Source organism: Streptomyces sp. NBC_01233 (assembly GCF_035989305.1).
In the GTDB taxonomy this organism is placed as follows: domain Bacteria; phylum Actinomycetota; class Actinomycetes; order Streptomycetales; family Streptomycetaceae; genus Streptomyces.
In genome coordinates this window covers 5,373,692-5,388,588 of record NZ_CP108514.1, presented here as the reverse complement: position 1 = coordinate 5,388,588, position 14,897 = coordinate 5,373,692, and the positions used below count along the sequence as shown (strand labels likewise).

The 14,897-nt window shown below is 70.8% G+C and carries 16 protein-coding genes; 4 read left to right on the top strand and 12 right to left on the bottom strand.

Features of this window, described 5'->3' with window-relative positions; genetic code table 11:
• The first annotated feature begins 77 nt into the window (after positions 1–77).
• Positions 78–698 carry a rhomboid family intramembrane serine protease gene (locus OG332_RS25650; RefSeq protein ID WP_327415689.1) on the top strand — a complete coding sequence of 207 codons (621 nt, stop codon included), beginning with the start codon at positions 78–80 and terminating at the stop codon, positions 696–698.
• Positions 699–768: 70 nt separating this feature from the next.
• On the opposite strand, the gene mqnP is transcribed toward OG332_RS25650, so the two are convergent.
• From mqnP to OG332_RS25635, 3 genes are all read right to left on the bottom strand, one after another.
• On the bottom strand, positions 769–1,689 hold the full coding sequence (mqnP, locus tag OG332_RS25645; RefSeq protein ID WP_327419369.1) for a menaquinone biosynthesis prenyltransferase MqnP: 921 nt from the start codon (positions 1,687–1,689) through the stop codon (positions 769–771).
• A gap of 88 nt (positions 1,690–1,777) precedes the next feature.
• A complete protein-coding gene (locus tag OG332_RS25640; protein WP_327415688.1) occupies positions 1,778–2,254 on the bottom strand; it encodes a hypothetical protein in 477 nt (158 codons plus the stop codon).
• Positions 2,251–3,708, bottom strand: coding sequence for a menaquinone biosynthesis decarboxylase (locus OG332_RS25635; protein WP_327415687.1), 1,458 nt, complete (start codon positions 3,706–3,708; stop codon positions 2,251–2,253). Before OG332_RS25635 ends, OG332_RS25640 begins: the two co-directional genes overlap by 4 nt.
• 89 nt (positions 3,709–3,797) lie before the next feature.
• Between OG332_RS25635 and OG332_RS25630 the strand changes: the two genes are divergently transcribed.
• Entirely contained in the window at positions 3,798–4,121 is a 324-nt protein-coding gene (locus tag OG332_RS25630; RefSeq protein WP_327415686.1) for a PLD nuclease N-terminal domain-containing protein, read from the top strand.
• Positions 4,122–4,628: 507 nt separating this feature from the next.
• On the opposite strand, the gene OG332_RS25625 is transcribed toward OG332_RS25630, so the two are convergent.
• Positions 4,629–5,000 (bottom strand): cupin domain-containing protein, encoded by a 372-nt coding sequence (locus OG332_RS25625; RefSeq protein WP_327415685.1) that lies wholly within the window; start codon positions 4,998–5,000, stop codon positions 4,629–4,631.
• Between the two features lie 94 nt (positions 5,001–5,094).
• Between OG332_RS25625 and OG332_RS25620 the strand changes: the two genes are divergently transcribed.
• Positions 5,095–5,559: a MarR family winged helix-turn-helix transcriptional regulator gene (locus OG332_RS25620; RefSeq protein WP_327415684.1), complete on the top strand. Its 465-nt coding sequence runs from the start codon at positions 5,095–5,097 to the stop codon at positions 5,557–5,559.
• A 28-nt stretch (positions 5,560–5,587) separates the two neighbouring features.
• Here the strand turns inward: OG332_RS25620 and OG332_RS25615 are convergent, their stop codons facing one another.
• From OG332_RS25615 to hemL, 8 genes are all read right to left on the bottom strand, one after another.
• A complete protein-coding gene (locus OG332_RS25615) occupies positions 5,588–6,091 on the bottom strand; it encodes an SRPBCC domain-containing protein (RefSeq protein ID WP_327415683.1) in 504 nt (167 codons plus the stop codon).
• 25 nt (positions 6,092–6,116) lie between these two features.
• Positions 6,117–7,202: a c-type cytochrome biogenesis protein CcsB gene (gene ccsB, locus OG332_RS25610; RefSeq protein ID WP_327415682.1), complete on the bottom strand. Its 1,086-nt coding sequence runs from the start codon at positions 7,200–7,202 to the stop codon at positions 6,117–6,119.
• On the bottom strand, positions 7,199–8,941 hold the full coding sequence (gene resB / locus OG332_RS25605) for a cytochrome c biogenesis protein ResB (protein WP_327415681.1): 1,743 nt from the start codon (positions 8,939–8,941) through the stop codon (positions 7,199–7,201). Before resB ends, ccsB begins: the two co-directional genes overlap by 4 nt.
• A gap of 13 nt (positions 8,942–8,954) precedes the next feature.
• On the bottom strand, positions 8,955–9,728 hold the full coding sequence (locus tag OG332_RS25600) for a cytochrome c biogenesis CcdA family protein (protein WP_327415680.1): 774 nt from the start codon (positions 9,726–9,728) through the stop codon (positions 8,955–8,957).
• Positions 9,729–9,732: 4 nt separating this feature from the next.
• Positions 9,733–10,380, bottom strand: coding sequence for a TlpA family protein disulfide reductase (locus OG332_RS25595; protein ID WP_327415679.1), 648 nt, complete (start codon positions 10,378–10,380; stop codon positions 9,733–9,735).
• Positions 10,381–10,501: 121 nt separating this feature from the next.
• Positions 10,502–11,560: a hypothetical protein gene (locus tag OG332_RS25590; RefSeq protein WP_327415678.1), complete on the bottom strand. Its 1,059-nt coding sequence runs from the start codon at positions 11,558–11,560 to the stop codon at positions 10,502–10,504.
• Positions 11,561–11,735: 175 nt separating this feature from the next.
• Complete coding sequence (locus tag OG332_RS25585; protein ID WP_327415677.1) at positions 11,736–12,416, bottom strand: histidine phosphatase family protein; 681 nt, start codon at positions 12,414–12,416, stop codon at positions 11,736–11,738.
• Positions 12,413–13,735, bottom strand: coding sequence for a glutamate-1-semialdehyde 2,1-aminomutase (gene hemL, locus OG332_RS25580; RefSeq protein WP_327415676.1), 1,323 nt, complete (start codon positions 13,733–13,735; stop codon positions 12,413–12,415). The genes OG332_RS25585 and hemL overlap by 4 nt, the downstream gene beginning before the upstream one ends.
• A 133-nt stretch (positions 13,736–13,868) precedes the next feature.
• Between hemL and OG332_RS25575 the strand changes: the two genes are divergently transcribed.
• The gene (locus tag OG332_RS25575; protein ID WP_327415675.1) at positions 13,869–14,477 is read left to right on the top strand and encodes a hypothetical protein; all 609 of its coding nucleotides are present in this window, start codon (positions 13,869–13,871) and stop codon (positions 14,475–14,477) included.
• Positions 14,478–14,897: the final 420 nt, after the last annotated feature.

The following is a 14,897-nucleotide window of genomic DNA, read 5'->3' as shown; positions in this document are numbered from 1 at the left end:
CCGGCCACCGCCGACGGGCACTCGGTAAGGTGCCTGGACGTTCCCCACTTGGGGCGCTGCGAGGGGACACGGACACGATGAGCACGACGAGCACGACGGTGCATCAGGGCGGGTGGCGGCAGAGCGACCGGGCGAAGGCGGCCGCGAAGCTCATGCTGGGCTGGGTGGCATTCCTGTGGGTCCTGGAGGCCGTCGACTACGCCACCGGGCACGCGTTGGACGCGTACGGGATCGTGGCCCGCGACCCGGACAGCCTGACGGGCGTCGTCACCGGGTCCTTCCTCCACCTCGGCTTCGACCACGTCGCCTCCAACAGCGTCCCGCTGCTGGTCCTCGGTTTCATAGCGGCCCTGTCCGGGATCCGGCACTTCCTCGCGGTGTGCGGGCTGATCATGCTGGCGGACGGCATCGGCACCTGGCTGATCTCCCCGCCGGACACCATGACCCTGGGCGCCTCGGGCGTCGTCTTCGGCCTCTTCGGCTACCTGCTGGTCCGCGGCTTCGTGGAGCGCAAGGTGCTGGGCGTCGCCGTCGCCGTGGGCATCGCGGCCGTCTGGGGCGGCACGATCGTGACCGGCATCCTCCCGACGGACGCGGGCGTCAGCTGGCAGGGCCACCTCTGCGGCCTGGTCGGCGGCGTGCTGACGGCCCTGTTCTACCGCCGCCCGGCCCGCCGACAGCCCGTCCTCACGGGCTGACGGCAGAGGGGTCCACGGCCAGGTCGGAGGCGCCGAGGTTCTCGCCACGCGAGGGCAGGCCGCACGCTGCTCAGAAGGCCAGACCGCGCACCACGAGATCCAGCAGGGCGCACACGAACAGGGCGATGCCGATGAAGCCGTTGACCGTGAAGAAGGCGCGGTTCAGGCGGGACAGGTCGTGCGGGGTCACGATGGTGTGCTCGTAGAAGAAGGCGACGACGACGATCGCCAGGCCCGCCCAGAACAGCGCGCCCGCGTCGGTGGCGAGGGCGTACCAGGCCAGCAGGGCCGTGGTCACGACGTGCGCGCCGCGGGCGCCCCAGAGGGCGGCCGGGACGCCGAAGCGGGCCGGGACGGACTTGACGCCGTCCGCGCGGTCCGAGGCCACGTCCTGGGAGCCGAAGATCAGGTCGAAGCCGCCGATCCACACGCCCACCGCGAGGCTCAGGATCACCGCGTCCCAGGACCACTCGCCGGTGACGGCCAGCCAGGCCCCGATCGGCCCTATGGCCTGGGCCAGGCCCAGGATGGCGTGCGGGAAGTTCGTGAACCTCTTGCCGTACGGGTACACCACCATCGGGATCACCGCGACGGGCGCCAGCATCAGGCAGAGCGGGTTCAGCAGCGCCGCCGAGCCGAGGAAGACGAGGAGCGCGATCCCGGCGCCGGTCCAGGCCGAGCGGACCGACACCGCGCCGGTGACCAGCTCGCGGCCGGCCGTACGCGGGTTGCGGGCGTCGATCTCGCGGTCGATGATCCGGTTGGCCGCCATCGCGAAGGTGCGCAGCCCGACCATGCAGACGGTGACCAGCAGCAGCGTGCCCCAGTGCACGTTCCGGTCGAACTGGAACATGGCGGTGAGCGCCGCGATGTAGGCGAAGGGCAGCGCGAAGACCGAGTGCTCGATCATCACGAGCCGCAGGAAGGCCTTGACCTTGTTGCCGGCCTCGGGCGAAGGCCCGGACCCCACCACTTCGTCGGCGGTGGTCATCATGCGAGTTCCCTCCGGAACTGATCGGGTTCGGTCCTCGGCCCGTCGAGCGGTACCGGCCCTGTCTCCGTGAAGGCGAGGCTCGGGATCACGCGAGGCTCGCGTGGAACTCTTGGAATTGAGCCAGGAGCGAGGCCGTGCGGTCCGGCTCCAGCTCCAGGGTCACGGGCTCCAACTGCTCGTCCTCGCCCTCGGGCGGGGTGATGTGGGCGGTGAACGCGCAGCCCTCGGCGCCGGCCGGGCGGGCGTCGAGGCGCAGCACGGCGCCGGCCTCGATCGTGAAGGGCTCGCCGGTGCCCAGCGCGAGGCGCAGCCGCTCGGCGAAGTCCTCCGCCTCGGCGTCGCGCAGGCCGGGCAGCTCGAAGCCACCGCCCTCGCCGTCCTCGTCCTCCCACGTCAGCGCCCAGACGTCGCCGGGGCCCGCGAACTCCTCGGGCGTCACGCCCGCCCGCTCGGCGGCCCGCCGCAGGCCCGGGTCGGTCGGGTCGAGCTTCGGGCGCTCCAGCATGACGTAGGCCGTGAGGCTGCCGAAGAACAGGGCAGGTCCTGAGACGAGGGGGCTCACAGGCCGTACTCCTTCCAGCGGCGGTCCACGAGGGCGGCCGTCGCCGGGTCGGACTCGACCATGTCGGGCCAGCCGCCGTCGCGGGTGTAGCCCTCCTCGGGCAGCTTCTTCGTCGCGTCGATGCCCGCCTTGCCGCCCCAGAACTGCTGGTACGAGGCGTGGTCCAGGTGGTCCACCGGGCCCTCGACGACGGTGAGGTCGCGGGAGTAGTCCGTGTTCCCGAGGGCCCGCCAGGACACCTCGTGCAGGTCGTGGACGTCGCAGTCGGAGTCCACCACGATGATCAGCTTGGTCAGCGACATCATGTGCGCGCCCCAGATGGCGTGCATGACCTTCTGCGCGTGCTTGGGGTACTTCTTGTCGATCGAGACGATCGCGCAGTTGTGGAAGCCGCCCGACTCCGGCAGGTGGTAGTCCACGATGTCCGGGACGATGATCTTCAGCAGCGGCAGGAAGAACCGCTCCGTCGCACGGCCCAGCGGCCCGTCCTCCGTCGGCGGCCGGCCGACCACGATCGACTGGAGCAGCGGACGCCTGCGCATCGTCACGCAGTCGATCTTCAGGGCCGGGAACGGCTCCTGCGGGGTGTAGAAGCCGGTGTGGTCGCCGAAGGGACCCTCCGGAAGCATCTCGCCCGGCTCCAGCCAGCCCTCGATGACGACCTCGGCGTTGGCCGGGACCTGCAGCGGGACCGTCTTGCAGTCCACCATCTCGATCCGCTTGCCGGCGACGAACCCGGCGAAGAGGTACTCGTCGATGTCGCCCGGCAGCGGTGCGGTGGACGCGTACGTCACCGCGGGCGGGCAGCCGAAGGCGATCGCGACCGGCAGCCGCTCGCCGCGCTTGGCGGCGACGGCGTAGTGGTTGCGGCTGTCCTTGTGGATCTGCCAGTGCATGCCGATGGTGCGCTTGTCGTGGCGCTGGAGGCGGTAGAGGCCGAGGTTGCGCACGCCCGTCTCGGGGTGCTTGGTGTGGGTCAGGCCGAGGTTGAAGAAGGACCCGCCGTCCTTGGGCCACGTGAAGAGCGCCGGGAGCTGGTCGAGGTCCACGTCGTCGCCGGTGAGGACGACCTCCTGGACGGGCGCGGAATCGCCCTTCACCTTCTTCGGCGGCACGTGGACCATCGAGCCGAGCTTGCCGAAGGCCTCGCGGACCCCGATGAAGCCCTGCGGCAGCTCCGGCTTGAGCAGGCCGCCGATCTTCTCGCTGATCTCGCCGTACGACTTCAGGCCGAGGGCCTTCAGCAGGCGGCGGTCGGTCCCGAAGACGTTCATGGCCAGCGGCATGGCCGAGCCCTTGACGTTCTCGAAGAGGAGGGCCGGGCCCCCCGCCTTGTTCACTCTGTCGACGATCTCCCCGACCTCCAGGTACGGGTCGACTTCGGCCTTGATGCGCTTGAGGTCGCCCTCCCGCTCCAGAGCCCGGAGCAGCGAGCGGAGATCGTCGTAAGCCATAGGGGCAAGTATCCGTCACCAACTACTCTGGAGGTGTCACCGGGGCCCGAGCGGGCCTGCCGTCACTGCCGGGGAGTCGGTTCCACACCGTGCTGCGCTATCTGCCGTTCCTGCTGATCCTCGCGCTGACCATCTATGCCTTCATCGACTGCCTGAACACGCCCGAGGAAGAGGTCAAGCACCTTCCCAAGGTGGTGTGGGTGATCATCATCCTGCTGTTCTCCATCGTGGGACCGGTGGTGTGGCTGTTCGCGGGCAGGAAGCGCTCGGCCGTCGGCGGTGGCGGTCGCGGTACCCGGGGGCGGACCCAGTGGGTCGCGCCCGACGACAACCCGGAGTTCCTGAAGTCCCTGCGCGACGAGCAGGAGAACAAGGACAAGAAGGACAAGGGCCGGGACCAGGACCAGGACTAGGCCACGCCGCGGCCGCCGGGGCCGCCTGCGGCAGGGCGCCGACGAGCCGCGGCACGTTCTTGCGGGCGACGTCGATGGGCACCTCGCGCTCCCCGTCCCGGCACTGGGCCACCAGGTACGTGGGCTCGTGCCGGCCGTACAGGTCCATGGCTCCGGGGTCCGAGGCGAAGACGGGGCGGACCTGCTCCAGCACCAGCCCGGAGGGCAGCGGGGCGCGGCGGAAGGCCGGCGGCGCGCCAGACCAGGCCGTACCCGACCGGTTCCGCGTCCGCGAAGGGGACGTAGGAGACGCCCGGACGGGCGTAGTACGTCGAGGTGCGGGCCGACGCCGGCAGCGCGCCCCGGCCCGCCGCGACCAGCATCAGCGCCTCCCGCATGTTCGTCACTTCGGGCCCGCGCCGGATGGGCCGCCCGGCCGGGGTGCGCGCGCCGGGCTCTGCGCCTCGCGGCGGTACCCGGCCGCCCCGGCACCCGGTGCGGCGACCGCGCGCTCCTGACCCCTTCGGGTCACTGCGCCCAGGGCAGGACGCGGGTGCCCTCGGTCCCCGGGACGGTGGCCACCCCGTCGGCGCGCATGGCCACGTACGCCTCGAAGTTCTCGGGGGCGTGGATCCGGCGCAGCACGTCGGGCGGAAGGACCAGGGTCTGGCCGGCGGCGACCTTCTCGGTACGGCCGTCGCAGGTGACCTCCAGGGATCCGGCGGTGAGCAGCCAGACCTGCTCGCGGTTGACGGAGTGCTCGGGTCCGGTGATGCCGGCGGCCATGTCGACGTGCCAGGTGCTGAGCTCGCAGCTGCCCCGGCTGGGGGCGGCGCGGCCGGTCATGGTGGCGTTCGGGGTGGCGGTGACGTGCTCGGGCGAAACGGTGATGACGTGCAAGGCGGTCCTCGTCTTCTCGTCGCGACTGAGTCAAGCTGCTTTACTCGACAAGGGTGAGTAAAGCAGCTTGACTCAGTCGTGTCACCATATTTGCGTGACGAGAGACGAGAACGAGGGCGTCGAGCTGACCTTCCTGCTCGGGCTGGGCTTCCAGCTGGTGCTGGGCGAGTTCACCCGGCGCGTCGCCGAGGCCGGATACCCGGACCTGCGCCCCCTGCACGGCATGGCCTTCCAGGCCCTGAAGGGCCCCGGCGCCACCGCCACCGAGCTCGCCGAACGGCTCGGGGTGACCAAGCAGGCCGCCGGGCAGATCGTCGACGACCTGGAGAAACGCGGCTACGTCCGGCGCGAGCCGCACCCCGCGGGCGGCCGCCGCAAGCTGGTGGTGCTGACCCCGGCGGCCGATGCCCACCTCGGCGTCGCGGGCCGGATCCTGCACGAGCTGGAGGCCGAACTGGCCGGCAGCGCCGACCTCACGGTCCTGCGCCAGGAGCTCGGGCGCCTCGTGCGCGCGCTCCACGGGGACGACGGGCTGCCGCCACTGCGCCCGGTGTGGTGAGGTCCGCCCGGCCGGGACCCCGTACGGCCTACGCCCTGGTGAAGGAGGCGTAGGCGTCGCGCAGCTGCGACCAGCGGGCGTCCGTCCAGGCCGCCCAGTTCGCCGGGCGGCCGCCCAGCGCGGATTCCAGCAGCTCGAAGTGCTCGTGCCAGCCAGCCAGGCAGTCGAGGCGCTCGTCCTCCGACCCGCCGCGCTCGTTCACGAACCGGATCACCGTCGAATCGGTCCCGACCGCTTCCAGGTGGAAGCGGATCCGCCCGTGCTCGGTGACGGTGTACTCCGCGACCCGTTCGACGTCCCAGGCGGTGATCCGCCCGGTCGCCACGGTCCCGGTGTTCAGCCAGCGCAGCGTGACCGCCCCGCCGAGCCTGCGCTCCAGGACGTCCGCCGCGGCCAGCCAGCCGCGCAGCCCGTCCGGCGTGGTCAGGGCGGGCCAGAGCGCCTCGTAGGAGTACGGCAGGTGCAGCTCGAAGCGGAGCAGCCAGCGGTCCTCGCCGCGGCGCTCGCTGGTGGCGTGGCTCACGAGAGACATGCCACCAGCGTCCCACTCCTGCCGGTCAGACGCCCGAGTAGGAGTGCAGGCCGTTGAGGAACATGTTCACGCCGTAGTAGTTCCAGATCCAGCAGGCGAAGGCGAAGAGCGCGAGGTACGCGGCCTTGCGGCCCTTCCAGCCGGCGGTGGCGCGGGCGTGCAGGTAGGCGGCGTACGCCACCCAGGTCACGAAGGACCAGACCTCCTTGGGGTCCCAGTTCCAGTAGCGGCCCCAGGCGTCGCCCGCCCAGATCGCGCCCGCGATGATCGTGAAGGTCCACAGCGGGAAGACGGCCGCGTTGATCCGGTACGAGAACTTGTCGAGCGAGGCCGCGGAGGGCAGCCGCTCCATCACCGACGCGTAGAACTTCCCCGCGGTCCGGCCGTTCGCGAGCCGGCCCTCGTAGGCGTCGCGGAAGAGGTAGAGGACCGCGCCGGCCGCGCCGATGTAGAAGACGGCGCCGCAGAAGATCGCGGTGGAGACGTGGATCCACAGCCAGTACGAGTGCAGGGCCGGAACCAGCTGGTCGCTGTCGGTGTAGAGGATCTTGACGGCGATGCCGAGGTCCAGCAGCACGCTGGTGACCAGGATCAGGCCGAGCCAGCGCACGTTCTTCTTCAGGGCGAGCAGCGCCAGGTACGTGCCGACGGCCACCGTGGAGAAGGTGATCGAGAACTCGTACATGTTGCCCCACGGGGCCCGCTGCACCGACATCGCGCGGGCGAGGACGCCGCCCGCCTCGATGAGGAAGGCGAGCGCGGTCAGCGAGATCGCGATCCGCCCGTAGAGGTCGCCCTGCACGGTGCCGCCGCCGGCGCCGGGGCCGTCCGGCACGTCGCGGGTGCCGGCGGCCGAGCGGGTGACGACCTTCGGCTGGTCGAGGACGGCCGTGCCGCCGCCCTTGCCGCGGACCTGCACGGCGGGCGCGTCCTGGGCCTCCGCGGCGCCGGTCAGCGCGGCGGCCGTACGGGCCACCTTGCTGCGGCTGCCGAAGGTCCACTCGGCGATGTGCGCGAAGAAGGCGAGCGTGTAGACCGCCATCGACGAATAGATCAGGTAGTTGCTGATCTGAGCCAGATTCTCATTGGCTGCGGCTGCGAGCGGCGTCATCCGCGCTCTCCTTCAGGGGTTTCTTCGACACGTGGTTCGGCAAGTGCGGCGGGCGCGGTCGGCGCCTGCCGGTGCAGCGCGGCGGCGAGGGCCGCCAGCTCCTGCGGGAGCCTGGCGGACTCGCTGCGGCCCAGACCCGCCATTTCGACGACGGTCACGCCGTCCGGGCCGGCCACCGCGCGGACCCAGATCCGGCGGCGCTGGATGAACAGGGATCCGGCCAGGCCCGCGATGGCGGAGATCGCGCCGGCGAGAGCGAGGCCGCTGCCGGGCTGGTGGGTGACGGAGAAGGTGGCCCACCGCTCGATGCCCTCGAACTTCACGGTGCCCGCGCCGTCCGGCAGGGTCATCGTGTCGCCGAGCGAGAGCTTCTGCTTGAACGCCTCGCCGGACTCGTCCTTGAAGGACTGCATCTTGTCCGTCTTGAGCACGTACACGTTCTGCGGCAGGCCCGAGTCCACGCCGAGGCTGCCGTGCCACGCGTTGAGCATGAGCCGCGGCTGGAGCACGGCCGGGAACTGGGAGAACATCGTGCCCTGGCCCTCGCCGGCGTAGGCCGGCACGAAGACGGCGTTGAAGCCGAGCTGCTCCTTCTTGCCGTCCTTGTCCTTGTAGCCGTCGGTGACCTTGATCGCTCCGGTGGAGGTCAGGTTGGAGTCCTGCGGGAGCATCGGCACGGCGTCCTTGAAGATCACCTTGCCGGTGGGGTCGGTCACCGAGATGATCGGCGCGTAGCCGTGGCCCAGCAGGTAGACCTTGGAGCCGTCGACCTGGAGGGGCTTGTTGACCTGGATCTCGCGCTTCTCCGGCTTGCCGTGGGCGCCTTCGCTGAAGGTGACGTACGCCTTGAAGTCGCGCGGGGTGCCCTTCTGCGGGCCGCTCAGCTCGTACGTCGCGTCGAACCGGTCCAGCGTGAAGCTGAACGGCGGCAGGTCGTCGGGGTGGAAGAGGGTGCCGGCCTTGAAGTCGTCGTACTGGGTGAGCGTGTTCGAGAAGCCGGTGCCGCGCAGGACCAGCTTGCCGCCCTCGGACTTGAAGTACTGGCCCCAGGCGAAGGCCACCAGCATCACGATCAGCGCGACGTGGAAGATCAGGTTGCCGGCCTCGCGGAGGTAGCCCTTCTCCGCCGCGACGTGCCCCCTGCCGGCCTCGGTCCGGAAGCGGCGCCCGCGGAGCACGGCCGTGGCGTACGAGAGGACCTCGTCCGGGGTCTTCCCGGTGCGCCAGGTGGTGTGGGCGGGGAGCCGGTCGAGCCGCTTGGGGGCGCCCGGCGGACGGCCGCGGAGCTGGCCGACGAACTGCCAGGAGCGCGGCAGGATGCAGCCGACCAGCGAGATGAACAGCAGCAGGTAGATCGCGGAGAACCACACCGAGCTGTAGACGTCGAAGAGCTGGAGCTTCTCGGCCACGGTCACCCAGGACGCATGGGCCCGCTTCCAGTCGATGACCTTCGACTCGTCGACGTTGCTCTGCGGAATGAGGGAGCCGGGGATGGCGCCCAGGGACAGCAGGAAGAGCAGGATCAGCGCCACCCGCATGGAGGTGAGCTGCCGCCAGAACCAGCGGGCCCAGCCGATCACGCCGATGCCGACGGCCGGCCCGGTGGGGCTGTCCTCCAGCGGGGCGGTGGAGAGCTGGGCTCCGGCCACGGCCTCCGCGGGGTCCGCGGCGGACTCGGTGGCGTCCGCCGCGCCGGATTCGGGCGACGCCTCGGTGGATGCCTTGTCAGTCGTACTCATGTCCGTGTAGTCCTCAGATCCCCACCGTGAAGCTTTGGGTCCAGCTCTGCATGTCGCTGACGATGCTGGCCCACATTCCTGTGACGAGCAGCAGACCGGTCAGGATCAGCATGCCTCCGCCGATGCGCATCACCCACGCATAGTGCTTCTTCACCCAGCCGAATGCGCCGAGCGCCTTGCGGAACGCGAGCGCGGTGAGGATGAACGGCACGCCGAGTCCGAGGCAGTAGGCGACGGTCAGCAGCGCGCCCCGGCCGGCGCTCGCCTGGTCGAGGGAGAGCGTGGTGACGGCCGCGAGGGTCGGGCCCATGCAGGGGGTCCAGCCGACGCCGAAGAGCACGCCCAGCAGCGGGGCGCCGAGCAGGCCGGCCGTCGGCTTCTTGTGGAAGCGGAACTCCCTCATCGTCAGACCCGGTATCGCGCCCATGAAGAAGAGGCCGAGAACGATCACCAGGCCGCCCAGGACCCGGGAGATGATCTCGTTGTTCTCCCGGAGGGTCTCCCCGAAGTAGCCGAAGAGCGCGCCGGTGGAGACGAAGACGGCGGTGAAGCCGGCGATGAACAGGGCCGCGCCCGCCAGCATCCGCCCGCGTCGCGCCTCGGCGAGGTCGGCTCCGCTGACGCCGGTCACGTAGGAGAGGTAGCCGGGGACCAGCGGGAGCACGCAGGGCGAGAAGAAGGAGACGAGCCCCGCGAGGACCGAGATGGGCAGGGCCAGCAGCAGCGCCCCGCTCAGCACGGTGGTGTTCACGCCGGTCGCCTCGGCGGCGAGCACGTAGTCGACCACGAGGTCACTGCTCCGCGAGGATCGGGTCGATCATCGAGCGCAGTCGCTCCTCGCCCAGCGGGGCCAGGGTGCGGGCGGCGATCTTGCCCTCCCTGTCGAGGATGATCGTGGAGGGGATCGCGTTCGGGTTGAGCGTGCCCTTGGGGAAGCGCAGCATCAGCTTCCCCGCGGGGTCGTAGAGGCTCGGGTAGGTGATCCCGAAGTTCTCCTCGAAGGCGGCCGCGTTCTGCGTGCTGCTGTCGCGGGTGTTGATGCCGACGAAGGCGACGTCCTTGCCGGCGTCGGCCAGCTCCTTGGAGACCTTCGCGAAGTCGGGGGCCTCGGCGCGGCACGGCGGGCACCAGGATCCCCAGACGTTGAGGACGACGACCTTGCCCTTGAGGGTGGTGGTGTCGAGGGTCTTGCCGTCGACGGTCTCGCCGTCGAGCTTGGGGGCCTCGACGCGCTCCCCCTTGGCGGCGGTGGAGATGCCGGTCGCGCCCGTGACGTAGTTGCCACCGGTGGAGGTCGTCTTGCCGCCGTCCGAGCCGGTGCAGGACGTCAGGGTCATGACGCCCGCGACGGTCACCGCGGTCACCACGGCGGGGAGGGTGGCACGGCCGCTGGTCGAGCGGCGGCTCCTGCGACGAACACGGACGCGGCTAAGGCTCATGTGAAAAGTTTCGCATGAGCAATTCGCGGATCTACCGCGCCCCCCGCGGGGATGTCAATGCCCTGGTCAGGCAATGGTCGGGCGCAGACCGGCCGGTGATCGGGCGCAGACCGGCCGGCCGTCAGGCCGCGGTCAGGTACGCGCTCCACCCGCCGGCCGGCGCCCGGCCCGGGCCGAGACCGCGGAGCCTGGCGAGCACCTTGGGGTCCTGGACGTCCAGCCAGTCGGTGAACTGCCGGAAGGATACGAGCCGTACATCCCTTTTGTCCGCCATGCCTTTGAGGGCTTCCTCGACGGCGTCCATGTAGATGCCGCCGTTCCACTCCTCGAAGTGGTTGCCGATGAAGAGCGGCGCGGACTGCAGCGGCAGGTCCCAGACGCCGGACCGGCGCACCGGCCAGACCTGGAGGCCGCCGGGCGAGCTGGAGTCGTAGCGCCAGCCCAGCCTCTGGGCGGTCGGCAGCAGGCTGTCCCGGCCGAGGAGGCAGGGGGTGCGGGCGCCGGCCAGTTCCTTGCGGTAGTCGAAGGGCAGGGGCTCGAGGTCGGCGAAACCGGTGTGGGTGCGCCAGTTGGTGACGAACGACACGGCCTGGTCGATCTCGCTCTGCCAGTCCTCCGGGGTCCACCGGCCGACGGAGCCGGACCCGCCGCAGAAGTGACCGTTGAAGTGGGTGCCTATCTCGTGCCCGTCGAGCCAGGCCTCGCGGACGTACGTGAGGGTGGAGCGGACGTTCTCGTCCTTGAGGTAGCCGATGTCCGAGGCCCCGACCGGGTTGTTCGGCGGCTGGTAGAGGCTCCGCTTCGACTCGGGCAGCAGGTAGATGCCGGAGAGGAAGAAGGTCATGGCCGCGCCGTGGTCCTTGGCGAGCTTGAGGAAGCGCGGGAAGAGGCCGTTGCCGATCTCCCCCGCACCGTCCCAGCTGAAGACGACGAACTGCGGCGGGGTCTCGCCCGGCTGCAGGGGCACGGGCTTGTCCGGCTGGTTCGGCTGCGGACCGGTGTCGGCGGTGGAGCCGTCACCGATGACCTTGGCCGCCGGCTTCCCGCCGGGCTTGGGATTCTTGACCGGCCCGGGGGTGCCGGGCTCGGCCTTGCCGGGTGAGCCGCAGCCCGCGATCCCCACCGCGGCGGCCGCCCCGAATCCGAGCCCGAGCACTCCCCTTCGGCTGAAGTCGCGCACGCCACCCTCCCCGTCGTCCCTCGCAAGCCCACGCAGAATCCATATAAACGGACAATTCGGAGCGACTTGCGGCACTGGAAGGTTGATTCCCGGCGCAACTTGTATTTATTTAGGTAAAACTGTAACGCTTCGTAACAGAGCGTCGATCAAGAAAACCGGACGGCGTAACGATCCGTCAGGCGCCGAACGCCTTGGACGCACCCTTCACCGGCTTCGCCCCGGCCAGCAGGTGCGCCGGGACCAGGTCCCGGGCCGGCTCGCTGTAGCCCACCGACATCAGCTTGTCGCCCTGGAACGTGAAGGACGTCAGCGAGGCGAGGGTGCACTGGCGGCGGCGCGGGTCGTGCCACAGCCGGCGCTTCTCCGCGAAGCTGCGCACGATCCAGATCGGCAGCTGGTGGCTGACCGCCACCGCCTCGTGGCCGCGGGCCGCGTCGCGCGCGGCCTCCAGCGCGCTCATCATCCGGACCACCTGCTCGACGTACGGCTCGCCCCAGGAGGGCTTGAACGGGTTCGTCAGGTGCTTCCAGTTGCCGGGCTTGCGCAGCGCGCCGTCCCCGACGCCGAAGGTCTTGCCCTCGAAGACGTTCTCCGCCTCCAGCAGCCGGGCGTCGGTCGCCAGGCTCAGGCCGCGGACCTTGGCGATCGGCTCCGCCGTCTCCTGCGCCCGCTCCAGCGGGGAGGACACCACGTAGGCGATGTCCCGGCCCTTGAGGTGCTCGGCGACCCGGTCCGCCATCTGCCGGCCCAGCTCGGAGAGGTGGTAGCCCTCGCGACGCCCGTAGAGGACCCCGTCCGGATTGTGCACCTCGCCGTGGCGCACCAGGTGCACGACGGTGATCTCGCTGCTGCTCATGCGGTGGCCTCCGCGGCGGCTCGGGCGGCGGCGGGCAGCGCCGCCGCGATGCGCTCGATCGCCCGCTCGTCGTGGGCGGTGGAAACGAACCAGGACTCGAAGGCGGACGGCGGCAGGTAGACGCCCTGCGCCAGCATCGAGTGGAAGAAGCCGTTGAAGCGGAAGCTCTCCTGCTTCTTGGCGTCGTCGTAGTTGCGCACCTCGCCCTCGGTGAAGAAGACGGAGAACATGTTCGACGCGGTCTGCAGCCGGTGCGCCACGCCCTCCTTGGCCAGCGCCCCGCTGACCAGGCCCTGGATCTCCTGCGACACCGCGTCGACCTTCTCGTACGCGGCCGCGTCCAGCAGGCGCAGCTGCGCGAGGCCGGCCGCGGTGGCGATCGGGTTACCGGAGAGGGTGCCGGCCTGGTAGACCGGGCCGGCGGGCGCGAGGTGGCCCATGACGTCGCGGCGGCCGCCGAAGGCCGCCGCCGGGAAGCCGCCGCCCATGACCTTGCCGAAGGTCATCAGGTCGGGCTTGACCCCGTCGACGCCGTACCAGCCGGCGCGGGAGGTACGGAAGCCCGTCATCACCTCGTCGGAGATGTACAGGGCGCCGTTCTCGCGACAGAGGTCGGCGAGCCCCTGGTTGAAGCCCTCGGCCGGGGTCACGACGCCCATGTTGCCGGGCGCGGCCTCGGTGATCACGCAGGCGATCTCGCCGGGGTGCGCGGCGAAGGCCGCCCGGACCGCCTCCAGGTCGTTGTAGGGGAGGACGATCGTGTCGCCGGCCTGCGCGCCCGTCACACCGGGGGTGTCCGGCAGTGCGAAGGTCGCGAGCCCGGAACCGGCCGCGGCCAGCAGCGCGTCCACATGGCCGTGGTAGCAGCCGGCGAACTTCACGACCTTGGCCCTGCCGGTGAAACCGCGCGCCAGGCGGATCGCCGACATCGTGGCCTCCGTCCCCGAGGAGACGAGCCGCACCTGCTCGACGGGCTCGATGCGCGCCACGATCTCCTCGGCGAGCGCCACCTCGCCCTCACCGGGCGTGCCGAAGGAGGTACCGCGGGCCACGGCCGCCTGGACGGCCGCGATCACCTCGGGGTGGGAATGGCCGAGGATCATCGGTCCCCACGAGCACACGAGGTCGACATACTCCCGACCGTCGGCGTCGGTGAGGTACGGACCGGTCCCGGACACCATGAACCGGGGCGTACCGCCCACGGCGCGGAAGGCGCGCACGGGAGAGTTCACGCCGCCGGGGGTCACGAGGGAGGCGCGCTCGAAGAGCGTCTGCGAAACTGGGGCTTCATACGGGTACGGGTAGCTCACACCAGCCATGGTCTCAGAGGCCGCGACAGACTTGCGGACGGGCGTTTCACCGCGTCGCCGCGGGGGAGGTCACTGCCATGATGATCAGGCTGCGTGGCGGGGGCCGCGGGGCCGGGGCAAGCAAGACCAGTCGGGTGGAGATATGCAACGCGGTGGTGGACCGGGCGAGGGTACGGACGGCCTCGATCCGCAGCGCGCCCGCGAAGCCCGCGAGGCCCGCCGCCGGGGCAAGCACCGCCGCCGTGCCACGGAGGCGGCCGACGCCGTCCCGGGACCCGCGACGCCCGCCGAGGACCTGCCCAAGGGCCGCGGCATGGGAGTGACGTACAAGTACTTCGGCGCCCCCGACGGCGCCACGGCGGCCCGCGTCCCGGTCACCATGCGGCCCGAGGAGCTCGGCGGCGACGAGCTCGGCATGGGCGGCCTCTTCACCAAGATCAAGCCGGAGACGGTGGCCGCGATGGTCCTGACCGGCATCGAGGGCATACCCCTGCACAAGGTCCCGCCGCTGGAGCTGGTCGTCCTCCACCCCGACTACGCGGTGGTCAAGCTCCCCATGACGGTGGTCGACCCGCTGCGCGGCATCGGCGAGGAGTCGGTGGGCGCGGCGGCCTTCATCTGGTCCACGGTCCCGGACCGCGGCGGCCCGAGCGACGCCTTCAACGTCTACCAGCTGCTCCACGAGTGGCAGGACTTCTCCCACCGCCTCCACGAGGCCGGCCACCAGCCGTACTGCCTGGTCTGGCCCTGACCCCAACCGGCCGTTTCCGGCCATCCACTCCACCGGTGGCCGGAAGCTGATCGCAGTCGGCGGGTGCTGAACAAGCGGGCGTCCCAAGGCCGTTCCGGCCTTCGGACCTCAGCCGTGCGCCGGAAATCAACTGGTCCGCTGTCACTGCTGCCGTGTACAACATCGAACGTGACGGCAAGGGTCCCAACTCCCGGAAACTCAACGGCTCGCCTCGGATGAGCCAGCCCGATCACAGCGCTCGGTGACGGGCCGTCCGATCCTTCGGCGGCCCGTTCTTCTGCGTGTCCGGCGGGCCGACGGCCCGGCCGACGCGCCGAGCGGCAGCGGGTCCTTCGGCGTGCGCCGAGCCGGGCCCGCCCGCCTCCCAGGGTGCTCAGCGCCACCCGCTCCTTCGCTCGCGAAGCCGCCCGTCGACACGGG